Origin of the sequence: Marinobacterium sp. xm-m-312 (assembly GCF_013283295.1) — a bacterium.
Taxonomy (GTDB): domain Bacteria; phylum Pseudomonadota; class Gammaproteobacteria; order Pseudomonadales; family Balneatricaceae; genus Marinobacterium_E.
Genome location: NZ_WBYS01000007.1, coordinates 88,602 through 102,160 on the forward strand (window position 1 = coordinate 88,602; position 13,559 = coordinate 102,160).

Genomic DNA, 13,559 nt, shown 5'->3' on the forward strand with positions numbered 1-13,559 from the left:
GCTTTAGGAGAAACTAGCTATCAAGCGTGATAACAAGCGCGGTCAAAAGAATTTGCCGCCAATTAATGAAAATATTCGAGCTCGTGAGTGTCGTTTAATCGGCGCTGACGGAGAGCAGGTTGGTGTTGTAAGCCTTAATGAAGCGCTTCGTGCGGCTGAAGAGGCAGGATTGGATCTAGTACAGATCTCCGATTCCGACCCAATCGTCTGTAAGGTGATGGACTACGGTAAACACCTTTACGACCAGAAAAAACGTGCAAATGAGGCTAAGAAGAAACAGACTCAGATGCAGGTTAAAGAGATTAAGTTCCGTCCAGGGACTGATGTGGGGGATTATCAGGTAAAACTACGCAACCTGATACGTTTCCTAGAAGGTGGAGATAAGACCAAGATTACGATTCGCTTCCGCGGTCGTGAGATGGCGCACCAGGAGCTCGGAATGGAGCTTCTTAATCGAGTTGAAACGGATTTGGCAGACTACGGTACTGTTGAAGCTCGTCCTAAACTTGAAGGTCGTCAGATGGTCATGGTCATAGCTCCTAAGAAAAAGTAGTTGGTTCCAAACTAAGACCTGCCGTGCCATCCAGTATGGTGTTGCAGGTTTTGTTCGTTCCAACAGATAACTAACGAATGCGTGGAGAAAGTAAATGCCAAAGATTAAATCTGTCCGCGGTGCGGCAAAGCGTTTCAAGAAGACTGCTAATGGCTTCAAGCACAAGCAAGCCTTCAAAAGTCACATTCTGACCAAGAAGACTACTAAGCGTAAGCGTCAGCTACGCCCAATGCTTCAGGTACATGCAGCTGACCAGGCTCTGGTTAAGCGCATGCTTCCATACATTTAATTGGTTACGAATAGGATTAAGAAGGAGTTACCATGCCTCGCGTAAAACGTGGTGTACAAGCTCGTGCACGTCATAAAAAAGTATTGAAACAGGCTAAAGGTTACTACGGCGCTCGTAGTCGTGTATTCCGCGTAGCCAAACAAGCTGTCATCAAAGCGGGTCAGTACGCTTACCGTGACCGCCGTCAGCGCAAACGTCAGTTCCGTGCTCTGTGGATTGCTCGTATTAACGCAGCAGCTCGCATCAATGGTTTGTCGTACAGCCGTCTGATCGCTGGCCTTAAAAAGGCTAACGTTGAGATCGACCGTAAGGTACTGGCTGATCTGGCAGTGCATCAGCAAACAGCGTTTACCGCTGTTGTTGAAAAAGCAAAAGCAGCACTAGCCTAAGACAATCGTCACCCTAGGGTGATGAATTGATCGACTCAGATAGGGGAAGGGTGCTCGCTCTTCCCCTATTTTTGTATTTGGACCCAGAGAGTGGAGCCGTAAATGGAAAATCTTGACGCCCTGTTGGCGGAAGGAAAAGCCGCTGCTGAAGCAGCGAGCGATGTAAAAACTTTAGACGAAGTTCGTGTTCAGTACCTAGGTAAGAAGGGGCACCTTACCCAGCTATTGAAAGGGCTTGGTAAACTATCTAACGAAGAGCGTCCTGCTGCAGGTGCACGCATCAACGTGGCCAAAGAGGCGCTGTCCGATGTGCTGAATGCGCGTAAGAGCCTACTCGAAAATGCTGCACTTGAAGCGAAGTTGGCTGCAGAGAAGGTGGATGTCACGCTTCCTGGTCGTCAGCCAGAGTTGGGTGGCCTGCACCCAGTGACAAAAACGATGGATCGTATTGAAGCTTTCTTCAGTCGCATCGGTTACTCGGTAGAAGAGGGGCCTGAGATCGAAGATGATTACCACAACTTCGAAGCGCTCAACATTCCATCGCACCACCCAGCGCGTGCGATGCACGATACCTTCTATTTTGACGCTCACCGTCTGTTAAGAACCCACACTTCTCCAGTACAGGTTCGTACGATGGAGGCGCAGAAGCCGCCTATTCGTATTATCTGTCCAGGTCGTGTCTACCGTTGTGACTATGACCAGACCCACTCACCAATGTTCCATCAGGTTGAAGGTTTGATCATCGATAAGAACATCAGCTTTGCAGATCTTAAAGGTACGCTTGAACAGTTCTTACGTGAATTCTTTGAAGAGGATGTGCGTGTGCGTTTCCGTCCTTCCTACTTCCCATTTACTGAGCCTTCTATTGAAGTCGATATCGATCGCGGTGATGGTAAATGGCTAGAAGTACTAGGCTGTGGCATGGTTCATCCAAAAGTACTTGAGATGTCGGGTATCGACTCTGAAGAGTACACCGGATTTGCCTTTGGTATGGGGGTAGAGCGTTTCGCAATGCTGCGTTATGGCGTTGACGATCTACGACTATTCTTTGAAAACGATCTGCGCTTCCTAAGCCAGTTCAACTAATTCAGCCGATAGCAGACGAGAGTATTTAACTATGAAATTCAGTGAACAGTGGTTACGTGAACTGGTTCAGCCTGCCATCGATACGCAGGGTTTAGCGGATCAACTCAGCCTAGCAGGTTTAGAAGTTGATGAGATTGAGTCGGTTGCCAAAGAGTTTTCCGGTGTGGTTGTGGGTGAAGTTCTGAGTGCCGAGCAGCACCCAGATGCCGATAAACTGCGCGTATGTCAGGTAAGCGACGGTAGTGAGACCTTCCAAGTGGTGTGTGGTGCCCCCAACGCCCGTGCTGGAATCAAGACCGCTTTTGCAACGGTCGGTGCCGTTCTACCGGGTAACTTTAAGATTAAGAAAGCCAAGCTACGTGGTGTTGAATCCATGGGTATGCTCTGTGCTGAAGATGAGCTAGGCCTATCGGATGACCATGGCGGCATTATGGAGCTTCCAGTCGATGCTCCAGTCGGTCAGAGTGTTCGTGACTACCTCAATCTCGAAGATATGATCATCGATGTCGATTTAACCCCTAACCGTGGCGATTGCCTAGGTATGGTCGGTATGGCTCGTGAAGTGGGTGTTCTGAACAAAGCGGCAGTGGCTGAGATCGATTGCTCTGCTGTTGCAGCGACCATTGATGATACCGTTTCGATCGAGTTAGAAGCCGCTTCAGCTTGCCCTCGCTACTTGGGTCGTGTCATTCGTGGCATCGATATCAATGCACAGACACCGCGTTGGATGGTTGAGCGTTTAGAGCGTTCAGGCGTTCGCTCTATTGACCCTGTTGTCGATGTTACCAACTATGTGTTGCTTGAGTTAGGGCAGCCTATGCACGCTTTTGATCTGAATAAGATTGAAGGTGGTATTCGTGTTCGCATGGCCGAGCAGGGCGAAGCGCTAACACTGCTTGATGGCAGTGAGATTAAGCTGAACGCTGATACGCTAGTGATTGCCGATCACAATAAAGCGATTGCGATGGCGGGCATCATGGGTGGCGGTAACTCTGAAGTCTCTGAAGAGAGTAAAGATATTCTGCTTGAGTGTGCCTACTTTGACCCTATCGCGATTGCAGGTCGCGCACGAAACTATGGTCTGCATACGGATGCATCCCACCGTTACGAACGTGGTGTTGATTGGCAACTACAGGCGCGTGCTATTGAGCGTGCGACAGCCTTGCTGATTGATATTGTCGGTGGTGAGGTTGGTCCGGTTATCCAGGCTGTATCTGAAGCGAACTTGCCGAAGCCGGTCGCTCTTGAGCTGCGTCACCAGCGTGTAACCGATATGTTGGCACTTGAGATTCCAGCGGCAGAGATCGAAGAGATCCTAACGCGTCTAGGACTTCAGTTGCGTGCTAATGGCGATGGCTCATGGATGGTTGCGGTTCCTAGCTACCGTTTTGATATCAGCATCGAGGTCGATCTGATTGAAGAGATTGCGCGAGTCTATGGCTACAACAATCTGCCGTCTAACACACCCCGTGCCGAGCTTCCTCTGCCCTCTATCAAAGAGTCTAAACTAACGGCCAGCACCCTGCGTCGTCATTTGGTGTCTCGTGGATACCAAGAGGCGATTACCTACAGCTTCATTGAAGCGGGTCTCGCTAAACAGTTTGACGATCAGAATGAAGCGGTAGCGCTTGCTAACCCTATCTCTGCTGAGATGGCGGTGATGCGTACCACTATCTGGCCAGGTCTCTCTAAAGCCGTTGCCTACAACCAAGCGCGTCAACAGAGCCGTGTGCGTCTGTTCGAGATTGGTCAGTGCTTCATTGCCAATGGCGATGAGCTTGAACAAGAGAACAGCTTAGCGGGTATTATTTCAGGTAACCGTTCACCCGAGTCGTGGATGGGTAAGAGCGACAAGGTCGATTTCTTTGATATCAAGGGTGATCTTGAGTCCTTGTTCTCTTTGGGTGGCGATGCGAGCCAGTTTAAACTGGTTGCCGATACTCACCATGCTCTTCACCCAGGTCAGTCAGCTCGCATTGAGAAGGCGGGCGTGACAGTGGGTTGGGTTGGAGCAATGCACCCAAGCCTACAAAAGAGTTTAGATCTTGCTGGTCCAGTCTATCTTTTCGAGATGAAGCTATCATCTCTATTGGAAGGGCGTCTACCTCGCTTTGCATCCCTCTCTAAATTCCCAGAGTCACGTCGTGATTTAGCAATGGTGATCGGTGCAGAAGTGAGCTTTGACTCGGTTCGTTCTGTTGCGCAGTCAGAGGGCGGTGAGTTCCTAAAAGAGGTCATCCTATTTGACGTATATACCGGCCAAGGTATTGATGATGGACAAAAAAGTCTTGCTCTTGGCTTGACCTGGCAGCACCCATCGCGCACTCTTAACGAAGAAGAGATCAATGCATCAGTGCAAGCGGTCGTTGAAAAACTGACCTCTGATCTAGGTGCAGTATTGCGAGATTAAACCTAATAAAGGGGTTTGGTATGAGTGCGTTAACAAAAGCGGATATGGCAGAGCGTCTTTTTGAAGAGCTCGGTCTAAACAAACGCGAAGCGAAAGAGATGGTTGAATCGATGTTCGATGAGATTAAAGAGAGCCTTTCGCATAACGAGCATGTCAAACTCTCGGGTTTTGGTAATTTTGATCTACGCGATAAGCGACAGCGTCCTGGACGTAACCCTAAGACGGGTGAAGAGGTGCCTATCTCTGCCCGTCGAGTGGTAACCTTCCGTCCGGGGCAAAAGCTTAAAGAGCGAGTAGAGCTGCATTCAGCTAAGCAACAATAATGTCGAGCGATCTTCCTACCATCCCAACCAAGCGTTACTTTACGATTGGTGAAGTCAGCAAGTTGTGTGATCTAAAGCCTCATGTGCTTCGCTACTGGGAGCAAGAGTTCGATCAAATTGAGCCGGTTAAACGCAGTAATCGCCGCTACTATCAGCACCAAGACATTCTTCTGATTCGTGAAATCAAGGGCCTTCTCTACGAACAAGGCCTTACTATTGCGGGAGCAAAACAGTATCTGACAGCAGGTAATACACACGATGATCAAGGGCGCTATAAGCAGTTGATTCGCCAATCGATTACCGAGCTGGAAGATATTCTCAAATCGATGAGAATTAACGCCAACTAGGCTTTAAACCCGAAAGCGCATCCTGTAACATGCGCGCCAAGTTTCCGGAATGTAGCGCAGCCTGGTAGCGCACCTGCATGGGGTGCAGGGGGTCGGAGGTTCGAATCCTCTCATTCCGACCATACAAACACAAAGGGCCACCCGTTAGGGTGGCCCTTTGTGTTTCTGGTGACTGGCTTTAGCCTGTCATCCGCTGTTGGCTTAAATGGACCCTCTGGAAAACGCTCATAAAGCCGATGACAGACTGAAGTCAGTCACGTCGCAGGCGATCAAAGCGCGGCCCCGAAGGGGCGAAATACAGGGGTGTATTTCGTAATCCTCTCATCTCAAATTCGCGACTTTTCGCTGTGCTCAAAATCGCTCCAACAGGAATAAAGTCACCCGTTAGGGTGGCCCTTTGTGTTTTCCGGTGACTGGCTTTAGCCTGTCATCCGCTGTCCGGTTAATTGGGTTGTCTGGAAAACGCTCATAGAGCCGATGACAGACTGAAGTCAGTCACGGGGGCTGCGAGACAGGGTGATGAGTTGTTCTTCTAGTATCCCTCTAATCTCAGGGGCTATATCTTCAATCAAGCGCCTATTAATCTCAATTGCTAGCCATTTGGAAGATCCCTCCTTGAAGGCGGTCTCAAAGTGTTCAGACGCTTTATTGACGTCTTTAGCAACGACTCTTCCAGTGAGGTAGTAGTAGCCTAGATTCCAGTGCGCGAAGGCGTGTTTTTTGGAAGCTGCGCCTTGGTATAGCTTAAACGCTCTCTCCCAATCGATCTCGGTACCTTCCCCGTTTTCGACCATCTGCGCTAAGTTGAACTGTGCGTTGGGTCCGCCTTTTTCAGCGGCTTGTGAAATGAGCTGATAGGCCAGTGCTGTCTGTTTCGGTACGCCAGGGTGTCCCTCCCGGTACATCTTTCCCAATCGAAAGGTTGCACCATTAAAGCCGGCCTCCGAGGCGCGTTTGAAATAGGATTCAGCCTTAACAGGATCTTGTTCCAGCCCTTTACCAAACAGATACATATAACCAAACAGAAAATTGCCTCTGGGGTCTTCATTGAGCTGAATATCACGAGCACCGGCGATAGCTTCTGAATACTGTTCACTGAACAGTGCTTGCCAGGTCTCCCTGAAACTGGCGGCTTGAAGAGGAGTGGTGAGAAGCAGAAATGCAACAGCGATCAGTTTCATCATTAGCTTAGCTCCCAGAACGCTTCAATCAATGGGTTTTTTAAGCTACGTGTTAGTGTAAATAGTCCGATCTCATAGGGTTTTAGAGCGGGTTGTACATCCAGTATTCTGATTCGCTCGACCAGTGGACTGTTATCCAAAACAATTTTGGGCACGACACCAATGCCGAACCCCAAGCTCACCATGCTGACGATCGCCTCGTTACCTGCAACCTGAGCATAGATATTGGGTGTGATGCCTTGCTCGTTTAACCAGTCGTCGACCCGACTTCGAGCAACGCCCGCTTCAGAGAGAATCATAGGGGTGCTCTGCCAATCCTCAACGCTTTGTGGTGAGCTGTTGGGTAAGTTGGGTTGTGCCTCTGCCGGTGCAATAAATACTAAGGGAGATTGGGTAATCGGTTTAAATGAGAGGCTTTTGCTCAGGTTGTCGGGTTGAGCGGCAATGGTGATCTCCTCTATACCCTCTTGGATACGTGCAATGGCGCGATCAGGGTCCCCTGTATGAAGCTTAATCTCGATATGCGGATGTACTTGGCGAAAGCGGTTTAACAATTCGTACAGGAAGCTGTAACTAGCTGTTACCGAGCAGTAGATACTGATCTCACCGCTGAGCTGTCCTGTTTTGTCCGTCAATTCGCTGCGAATAATATTCCACTGACTGTAAGTTTCGCGGGCGTACTGTAGAAAGCGTTGCCCCTCTTGGGTAAGAACTACAGTCCGATTATCACGTTTGAACAGTTCTACGCCCAGCTCCTCTTCGAGTTGGCGAATGTTTCGAGAGAGGGCTGATAGACTGACATGGCACTCTTCACTGGCCCGTCCAAAGTGCAGAGTGTCGGCCAATGCTAAAAACTGTTTCAGATTCTTTAAATTCATGGGGGTAGTCTATCTAAATTGTCTATTGTTGCGCAAATCGGGATGTTGTGTTGCAAATATATCAATTTAAGAAACTATTGGTTTTGCTTATAATCTGCCCACTTTGATTAGAACTCTAGTCAGTTGTCCGTGTCGTTCAACGACGCACCTCCCAATTAAATTAGGATCTGTTTAGCATGGCTAACTACTTCAATACACTGCCACTACGTGAGCAGCTAGCGGAACTGGCAAAGTGCCGTTTCATGGATATGTCTGAATTTGCTGATGGCGTTGAAGCGCTTAAAGGCAAAAAAATGGTTGTAATAGGTTGTGGTGCGCAAGGCCTTAACCAGGGTCTTAACCTACGCGACTCAGGCCTAGATGTCTCTTACGCTCTGCGTCCTGAAGCGATTGCTGAAAAGCGTCAGTCATGGAAAAACGCAACGGACAACGGTTTCACTGTTGGTACTTACGAAGAGCTTATTCCTACTGCAGACGTCGTACTTAACCTAACTCCAGATAAGCAGCACACAGCCGTTGTTAACGCGGTGATGCCTCTGATGAAAGAGGGCGCTTGCCTATCTTACTCACACGGTTTCAACATCGTTGAAGAGGGTATGCAGATCCGTGACGACCTAACCGTTATCATGGTTGCACCTAAGTGTCCTGGTTCAGAAGTACGTGCTGAGTACGTGCGTGGCTTCGGTGTTCCAACTCTAATCGCGGTTCACGAAGATAACGATCCTAAGGGTGAAGGTCTAGCACTGGCTAAAGCTTACGCTGTAGGTACTGGCGGTCACAAAGCGGGCGTTCTAATGTCATCGTTCATCGCAGAAGTTAAGTCTGACCTTATGGGTGAACAGACTATCCTTTGTGGTATGTTGCAGACTGGTTCGATCCTATGTTTCGACAAGATGGTTGAAGAGGGTATCGACGCTGGTTACGCATCTAAGTTGATTCAGTACGGTTGGGAAACCATCACTGAAGCACTTAAGTACGGCGGCGTTACCAACATGCTAGACCGTCTATCTAACCCAGCTAAGATCAAGTGTTTCGACCTTGCTGAAGAGCTAAAAGTGATCATGCGTCCGCTTTACAACAAGCACCAGGATGACATCATCGACGGCACTTTCTCACGTGTCATGATGGAGGATTGGGCGAACGATGACGCTAATCTTCTTAAATGGCGTGCAGAGACTGCAGAGACTAACTTCGAGAAGACTCCAGCAGGCGACGTAGAGATCTCTGAGCAAGAGTACTTCGACAAAGGCATCCTTATGGTTGCTATGGTCAAAGCAGGTGTTGAGCTTGCATTCGAAACAATGACGGCTGCTGGTATCATCGCTGAGTCTGCGTACTACGAGTCACTTCACGAGACTCCACTAATCGCAAACACTATCGCTCGTAAGAAGCTTTACGAAATGAACGCAACAATCTCTGATACTGCAGAGTACGGCTGTTACCTATACAACCACGCGTGTGTTCCGCTACTAGCTGACTTCATGAAGGGCATCAAGTCTGACGTTATCGGTAAAGGCCTAGATCTTGACGACAACGGCGTAGATAACGCTCGTCTAATCGAAGTTAACGCTGCACTACGCGCTCACCCAGTTGAAGCGATCGGTACAGTTCTTCGTGGCCACATGGCTGACATGAAGAAGATCGTTTAATTTTAGATAAAATTTAAACGACTCAAAGCCGAGTGCCTCGCAAGGAGTACTCGGCTTTATGCTTTTTATAAACTCTATTTGTTGATTAGGAATCCCCATGTCGACATCCATTCACATTGAAAACCTTGACGTAAACTTTGATGAACGCTTTGACCTTAAAGGGGTCGATTGGACCATTGAGCCCAATCAGCATTGGGTCATCACCGGTACCAATGGTTCTGGTAAGTCGGCGCTTGCAGCGGTGTTAGCAGGGTTTGGTGATGCATTGAATGGATCCATAGAGGGAGTCCCAAACAGAGTTGGACTCGTCTCATTCGAAGCACAGGCTGAATTGATCAAGCAGGAGCTGAAAAAGGACGACGCGGATATTTTAGATGTCATCTCAGAAGGAACACCCGTTCGAGAGATGATCTTTGAACACTGTGAAGATCAACTATTAGCGGCTGAATTAGTCGAGCAGTTCGGTCTGTCACCCCTGTTGGATAGAGCATTCCGCAAGCTCTCGACCGGTGAGAGCCGAAAGATGATGTTGGTGCGTGCGTTGGCCAACAACCCTGAACTGTTGATCTTAGATGAACCCTTTGATGGGTTAGATGCTGATACGCTTGCGATGCTGCAGAAGCATTTAGCAAGCATCATTGATACAACGCCGATGATACTGGTGTTAAACCGCTTCGATGAGATGCCCGATTTTATTACGCATGTCGCTTACATGGAGAAAGTGGGTAATGATGCCGGCCGTCTGGCGTTTCAGGTCGATCGCAGCGATGAATCGGCTTATGCAGAGCTATACCAACTGCTTCACTTGAAAACGACAGATCTAGAGGTTCCACCGGCGGATCCTGCTAACCCGCTTCCAGAACTGAATCCGAATGATCCACTGGTCAAACTGACCGATATCTCGATCAAATACAGTGATGCAGTAATTGTTGAGGGCTTCAACTGGACGATAAATCCTGGCCAACATTGGCAACTGAGCGGTCCAAACGGCAGTGGTAAAACAGGTGTGCTCTCATTGATTACTGGCGATCACCCGCAGTGTTACGTCAACGACATCTTTGTGTTCGGTTTTCAGCGCGGTAACGGCGAGAGTATCTGGCAGATTAAGCAGTTTATTGGTTATGTGTCGACCGCACTGCAATGGGAGTATCGTGTCAGCATCAGTTGTAAAAATGTCATTATCTCGGGCTTCTTTGACAGCATTGGTATGTACACCAAATCAACCGATAATCAGAAGATGATTGCCGATCAGTGGCTTGCACTGCTGGGTATGCAGGATCGCGCCGATGTGCCGTTCAACAAGCTCTCTTACGGTGATCAGCGACTCTTGTTGATTGCGCGCGCCATGGTAAAACATCCACCGCTATTAATTCTGGATGAGCCCTGTCTAGGGCTAGATGATATGAACCGACAGTTGGTATTGGCTCTGATTGAGAAGATCTGTGAGGGTAACGAGACGACCGTCTTGTATGTAAACCACCACGCTGAAGATCAAATCAAAGGGATAGAGCACTTTATGGCGATGCAGAAACGCCAATCCTAATCCGTTAACGAACCACCCATAGTGCAATGAGTAGTGCGGTTGGAATAAGATTTTTAGTAGTTATTGACGGTCCAATATACCTGTGTACGCAATGTTTCTTAAGAGTGGGGATTAAATGAAATATCCAGAAGCCCGCGAATGCGCTGTAACAAAGCTTGTGATGATAGTCCTTTCTTACACACCACGGTAGCACCAGCACTGTAGGTAATTCTCTCCATTGCTGCATCAGCGTGTGAAGACAGAACAAAGACAGGTATTTTATATTCACTCAAATCATGGCGAATATAACGGGTAATCTCGATACCGTTCATTGCATACATGACAATGTCGACAACCACTAAATCTGGCAATTGACCGGTGTCACTCAATTTTTGAAGCGCCTGTTCGCCACTGTTTGCGATACTCACTTCAGCCAGTGTATCTAGGGCTCCACTGATGAAATCTTGAGAAAATTCATCGTCTTCAACTATAAGTATTCTTGGCTTTCGGGTGTCATCTGTCATTGTTCTATCTACTTTATCCTATAGATTTATCCTAGCACTGATTGAATCAGTTCAATACAGCACAGATCATGTTTCTGGTATAAATAGTAAAAATTTAGAATATGAGTCTCTTCTAATGAGTAATCAGATTAGTGTTTTTAGTACCCCTGATATAAAGGATCTACCTGAGGATATCCGTGATCTTATTTTAACGGTTCAGGAAAAGTCCGGTTTTGTTCCTAATGTTTTTCTGGCATTGGCTAGGAGGCCAGACGAGTTCCGTGCGTTCATTGCTTATCACGATGCGCTTATGGAGCGGGAATCGGGGCTGACAAAGGCTGAGCGTGAGATGATTGTGGTAGCCACTAGTAGTCTTAATCAGTGCCAATACTGTGTTGTTGCGCACGGCGCAATTTTGAGAATACGTGCGAAAAATCCATTGATTGCCGATCAGATAGTCGCTAACTACCGTAAAGCAGACATTACTGACCGCCAGCGCGCTATGTTGGACTTTGCCATGAAGGTCGCTCAATCAGCTAATGAGGTCGGTGAGGCAGACTTTGATAGGCTGCATGCTCAGGGGTTCAGTGATGATGATATTTGGGATATCACGTCAATCACAGGGTTGTTTGGCTTCTCTAATCGCATGGCCAATGTCATGAGTTTGCGCCCTAATGATGAATTTTACAGTTTAGGTCGCTAGTAAGGATTGTTATGAAAAAACAGGTCACAGCTTCACTATTTGCTGGCTCTTTAGCCTTAGTTTCAATCGGTGTGTGGGCAGAAGATTGTAAGGTTAAAACCTATGTTTCTGCGAGTGAAGAGCTTTCCGAACATGTGGCAGATCTATATGGATTCGAACGTAAGCCCTCATTGGGCTACTTGACGATCACTTGCGTTGATCCTGTGACCTTCGGTTCTTATCAATTTGAGGATCCAAAGGTAAGAGTGTCAGGATCAACAGGAGACGTGGTATTGGAGATGCGTGAGTTTTATGAAGGGATGCGCATCATGTACACCGCTAACTTTCCGTTCACGCATGGTGAAGTGACTCGATTCAGTGTTGTAACCGATCTCAAAGAGACAGACGCTCAACTCAATCATCAGTTTGAGCAGCGTCTGTTTAATCGCTAACTATTAGCTTAAAGGGACGATCAACACGGGTATTACACTGTGGCTCATGACTTTGCGTGACGTTGAGCCCAGTAACATGTGCTGAAGGGTCGCATGGGTCCGAACACCCATGACAATCATATCCGCATTGATCTTGTCAGCTGTATCGATGATGACTTGCCAAGGTGTGCCCTGATCGACGCAGGTGGCAATGTCGCTCGGATTAATGGACCCTTCTGGAACCTCGTCCTCGCAAAACGCTTTGATGCGTTGTTCCACTTTTTCCATCAAACGGGCAGAGCCACTTCTCTCTAACTCATTAAGCTCATCACGATCGATGACATTTTGTAGAACAGCAGCTGCGCCGTCACTGATCTTCTCGACGGCGTGTAAGTAGGTGAGTTTGGCATCGTACAGCTCGGCGAGTTTAACTGCGTGTCGAAACGCAGGGCGTGAGCCATCACTAATGTCTGATGCGTAAAGAATATTGTTTACGGCAGGTAGCATAACACTCTCCAGATTGGGTCTTATGCCTGTACTTTAGAGAGTGTTTGGCAGGGTGTCAGAAAAAGAACATCTTTGTCTGATTTAGAGCAATTTTAGATCGGGATTTTGTCAATTCCATCCGCCACGGTGTCGATTGACTCGTCAATTGGGTCACCGACCACGGGTACGACAGAGATGATTGCCCCACCAACGCGCATAGGCACCGTCACGACTTTAGTAAGTACACAGCCTTGAAGAGTCAGGGCTGCAAGGGATAAGGTAATGAGCTTAATATTCATTCGAGCACTATACCTTAAAAACGCCGATAAAAGTGGCTATATTCTCAGAGTGCTTAAAGAAAAAATGAACGGAGATAAGAGGTAGTAAATGGTGCCGGCACCAAGAGTCGAACTCGGGACCTACTGATTACAAGTCAGTTGCTCTACCAACTGAGCTATACCGGCACAAAGAGATGGTCGGAGTAGTAGGATTCGAACCTACGACCCTCTGCTCCCAAAGCAGATGCGCTACCAGGCTGCGCTATACTCCGACAAGGAGTGAGAAAAAGTGGTCGGAGTAGTAGGATTCGAACCTACGACCCTCTGCTCCCAAAGCAGATGCGCTACCAGGCTGCGCTATACTCCGACTTTTTCTCTTGTTGAGTAAAGTTGGCTCCTCGAGCTGGACTCGAACCAGCGACCAATAGATTAACAGTCTACTGCTCTACCAACTGAGCTATCGAGGAACTGTTTGCTCAACTGAGGGCGCATATACTAATTACGGGGCGGACCTTCGTCAAGCGCTCATTTGAACTTTTTCCTACTATTTCT

At 48.0% G+C, this 13,559-nt stretch carries 16 protein-coding genes and 5 tRNA genes; 12 read left to right on the forward strand and 9 right to left on the reverse strand.

What is annotated here, in order from left to right:
- Positions 1-52: 52 nt before the first annotated feature.
- From infC to XMM312_RS09920, 8 genes are all read left to right on the forward strand, one after another.
- Positions 53-553, forward strand: a complete 501-nt coding sequence (infC, locus tag XMM312_RS09885) for a translation initiation factor IF-3 (protein ID WP_173482056.1) — start codon at positions 53-55, stop codon at positions 551-553.
- A gap of 94 nt (positions 554-647) precedes the next feature.
- Entirely contained in the window at positions 648-842 is a 195-nt protein-coding gene (gene rpmI / locus XMM312_RS09890; RefSeq protein WP_173482055.1) for a 50S ribosomal protein L35, read from the forward strand.
- Positions 843-874: 32 nt separating this feature from the next.
- On the forward strand, positions 875-1,231 hold the full coding sequence (gene rplT / locus XMM312_RS09895) for a 50S ribosomal protein L20 (RefSeq protein ID WP_173482054.1): 357 nt from the start codon (positions 875-877) through the stop codon (positions 1,229-1,231).
- 102 nt (positions 1,232-1,333) lie between these two features.
- The gene (gene pheS / locus XMM312_RS09900) at positions 1,334-2,317 is read left to right on the forward strand and encodes a phenylalanine--tRNA ligase subunit alpha (RefSeq protein ID WP_173483500.1); all 984 of its coding nucleotides are present in this window, start codon (positions 1,334-1,336) and stop codon (positions 2,315-2,317) included.
- A gap of 31 nt (positions 2,318-2,348) precedes the next feature.
- The gene (pheT, locus tag XMM312_RS09905; RefSeq protein WP_173489161.1) at positions 2,349-4,727 is read left to right on the forward strand and encodes a phenylalanine--tRNA ligase subunit beta; all 2,379 of its coding nucleotides are present in this window, start codon (positions 2,349-2,351) and stop codon (positions 4,725-4,727) included.
- Positions 4,728-4,747: 20 nt separating this feature from the next.
- Entirely contained in the window at positions 4,748-5,050 is a 303-nt protein-coding gene (ihfA, locus tag XMM312_RS09910; RefSeq protein ID WP_173482051.1) for an integration host factor subunit alpha, read from the forward strand.
- Positions 5,050-5,397: a MerR family transcriptional regulator gene (locus XMM312_RS09915; RefSeq protein ID WP_173489162.1), complete on the forward strand. Its 348-nt coding sequence runs from the start codon at positions 5,050-5,052 to the stop codon at positions 5,395-5,397. Before ihfA ends, XMM312_RS09915 begins: the two co-directional genes overlap by 1 nt.
- 45 nt (positions 5,398-5,442) lie before the next feature.
- Positions 5,443-5,519: transfer RNA gene (locus XMM312_RS09920), tRNA-Pro, on the forward strand.
- A 369-nt stretch (positions 5,520-5,888) separates the two neighbouring features.
- Here the strand turns inward: XMM312_RS09920 and XMM312_RS09925 are convergent.
- Together XMM312_RS09925 and ilvY are read right to left on the reverse strand one after the other, a co-directional pair.
- On the reverse strand, positions 5,889-6,581 hold the full coding sequence (locus XMM312_RS09925) for a tetratricopeptide repeat protein (RefSeq protein ID WP_173489163.1): 693 nt from the start codon (positions 6,579-6,581) through the stop codon (positions 5,889-5,891).
- On the reverse strand, positions 6,581-7,456 hold the full coding sequence (ilvY, locus tag XMM312_RS09930) for an HTH-type transcriptional activator IlvY (RefSeq protein WP_173481120.1): 876 nt from the start codon (positions 7,454-7,456) through the stop codon (positions 6,581-6,583). Before ilvY ends, XMM312_RS09925 begins: the two co-directional genes overlap by 1 nt.
- Positions 7,457-7,632: 176 nt before the next feature.
- Here ilvY and ilvC point away from each other — a divergent pair, with 176 nt between their 5' ends.
- Positions 7,633-9,105, forward strand: coding sequence for a ketol-acid reductoisomerase (gene ilvC, locus XMM312_RS09935; RefSeq protein WP_173483503.1), 1,473 nt, complete (start codon positions 7,633-7,635; stop codon positions 9,103-9,105).
- A gap of 97 nt (positions 9,106-9,202) precedes the next feature.
- Positions 9,203-10,648, forward strand: a complete 1,446-nt coding sequence (modF, locus tag XMM312_RS09940; protein ID WP_173489164.1) for a molybdate ABC transporter ATP-binding protein ModF — start codon at positions 9,203-9,205, stop codon at positions 10,646-10,648.
- 98 nt (positions 10,649-10,746) lie between these two features.
- Here modF and XMM312_RS09945 read toward each other — a convergent pair whose 3' ends face one another.
- Positions 10,747-11,151 carry a response regulator gene (locus XMM312_RS09945; protein ID WP_173489165.1) on the reverse strand — a complete coding sequence of 135 codons (405 nt, stop codon included), beginning with the start codon at positions 11,149-11,151 and terminating at the stop codon, positions 10,747-10,749.
- A gap of 115 nt (positions 11,152-11,266) precedes the next feature.
- On the opposite strand from XMM312_RS09945, the gene XMM312_RS09950 reads away from it, so the two are divergent.
- Both XMM312_RS09950 and XMM312_RS09955 read left to right on the forward strand, forming a co-directional pair.
- On the forward strand, positions 11,267-11,833 hold the full coding sequence (locus XMM312_RS09950) for a peroxidase-related enzyme (protein ID WP_173489166.1): 567 nt from the start codon (positions 11,267-11,269) through the stop codon (positions 11,831-11,833).
- An 11-nt stretch (positions 11,834-11,844) separates the two neighbouring features.
- Positions 11,845-12,264 (forward strand): DUF4426 domain-containing protein, encoded by a 420-nt coding sequence (locus tag XMM312_RS09955; protein ID WP_173489167.1) that lies wholly within the window; start codon positions 11,845-11,847, stop codon positions 12,262-12,264.
- 3 nt (positions 12,265-12,267) lie between these two features.
- Here the strand turns inward: XMM312_RS09955 and XMM312_RS09960 are convergent, their stop codons facing one another.
- From XMM312_RS09960 to XMM312_RS09985, 6 genes are all read right to left on the reverse strand, one after another.
- Positions 12,268-12,750, reverse strand: a complete 483-nt coding sequence (locus XMM312_RS09960; RefSeq protein WP_173489168.1) for a universal stress protein — start codon at positions 12,748-12,750, stop codon at positions 12,268-12,270.
- 92 nt (positions 12,751-12,842) lie between these two features.
- Positions 12,843-13,028 (reverse strand): DUF6726 family protein, encoded by a 186-nt coding sequence (locus XMM312_RS09965; protein ID WP_173481113.1) that lies wholly within the window; start codon positions 13,026-13,028, stop codon positions 12,843-12,845.
- 89 nt (positions 13,029-13,117) lie between these two features.
- Positions 13,118-13,193 (reverse strand) — tRNA-Thr (locus XMM312_RS09970).
- A 9-nt stretch (positions 13,194-13,202) separates the two neighbouring features.
- Positions 13,203-13,279 (reverse strand) — tRNA-Pro (locus XMM312_RS09975).
- Between the two features lie 18 nt (positions 13,280-13,297).
- Positions 13,298-13,374 (reverse strand) — tRNA-Pro (locus XMM312_RS09980).
- Between the two features lie 24 nt (positions 13,375-13,398).
- Positions 13,399-13,474, reverse strand: a tRNA-Asn gene (locus tag XMM312_RS09985).
- Positions 13,475-13,559: the final 85 nt, after the last annotated feature.

Bases quoted from the DNA above. Each gene is read 5' to 3' on its own strand.
- pheT (WP_173489161.1), top strand. From the start codon at position 2,349: ATGAAATTCAGTGAACAGTGGTTACGTGAACTGGTTCAGCCTGCCATC.
- XMM312_RS09960 (WP_173489168.1), bottom strand. From the start codon at position 12,750: ATGCTACCTGCCGTAAACAATATTCTTTACGCATCAGACATTAGTGAT.
- XMM312_RS09965 (WP_173481113.1), bottom strand. From the start codon at position 13,028: ATGAATATTAAGCTCATTACCTTATCCCTTGCAGCCCTGACTCTTCAA.
- XMM312_RS09915 (WP_173489162.1), top strand. From the start codon at position 5,050: ATGTCGAGCGATCTTCCTACCATCCCAACCAAGCGTTACTTTACGATT.
- modF (WP_173489164.1), top strand. From the start codon at position 9,203: ATGTCGACATCCATTCACATTGAAAACCTTGACGTAAACTTTGATGAA.
- ihfA (WP_173482051.1), top strand. From the start codon at position 4,748: ATGAGTGCGTTAACAAAAGCGGATATGGCAGAGCGTCTTTTTGAAGAG.
- pheS (WP_173483500.1), top strand. From the start codon at position 1,334: ATGGAAAATCTTGACGCCCTGTTGGCGGAAGGAAAAGCCGCTGCTGAA.
- ilvY (WP_173481120.1), bottom strand. From the start codon at position 7,456: ATGAATTTAAAGAATCTGAAACAGTTTTTAGCATTGGCCGACACTCTG.
- rpmI (WP_173482055.1), top strand. From the start codon at position 648: ATGCCAAAGATTAAATCTGTCCGCGGTGCGGCAAAGCGTTTCAAGAAG.
- ilvC (WP_173483503.1), top strand. From the start codon at position 7,633: ATGGCTAACTACTTCAATACACTGCCACTACGTGAGCAGCTAGCGGAA.
- XMM312_RS09955 (WP_173489167.1), top strand. From the start codon at position 11,845: ATGAAAAAACAGGTCACAGCTTCACTATTTGCTGGCTCTTTAGCCTTA.
- XMM312_RS09925 (WP_173489163.1), bottom strand. From the start codon at position 6,581: ATGATGAAACTGATCGCTGTTGCATTTCTGCTTCTCACCACTCCTCTT.
- XMM312_RS09945 (WP_173489165.1), bottom strand. From the start codon at position 11,151: ATGACAGATGACACCCGAAAGCCAAGAATACTTATAGTTGAAGACGAT.
- rplT (WP_173482054.1), top strand. From the start codon at position 875: ATGCCTCGCGTAAAACGTGGTGTACAAGCTCGTGCACGTCATAAAAAA.
- XMM312_RS09950 (WP_173489166.1), top strand. From the start codon at position 11,267: ATGAGTAATCAGATTAGTGTTTTTAGTACCCCTGATATAAAGGATCTA.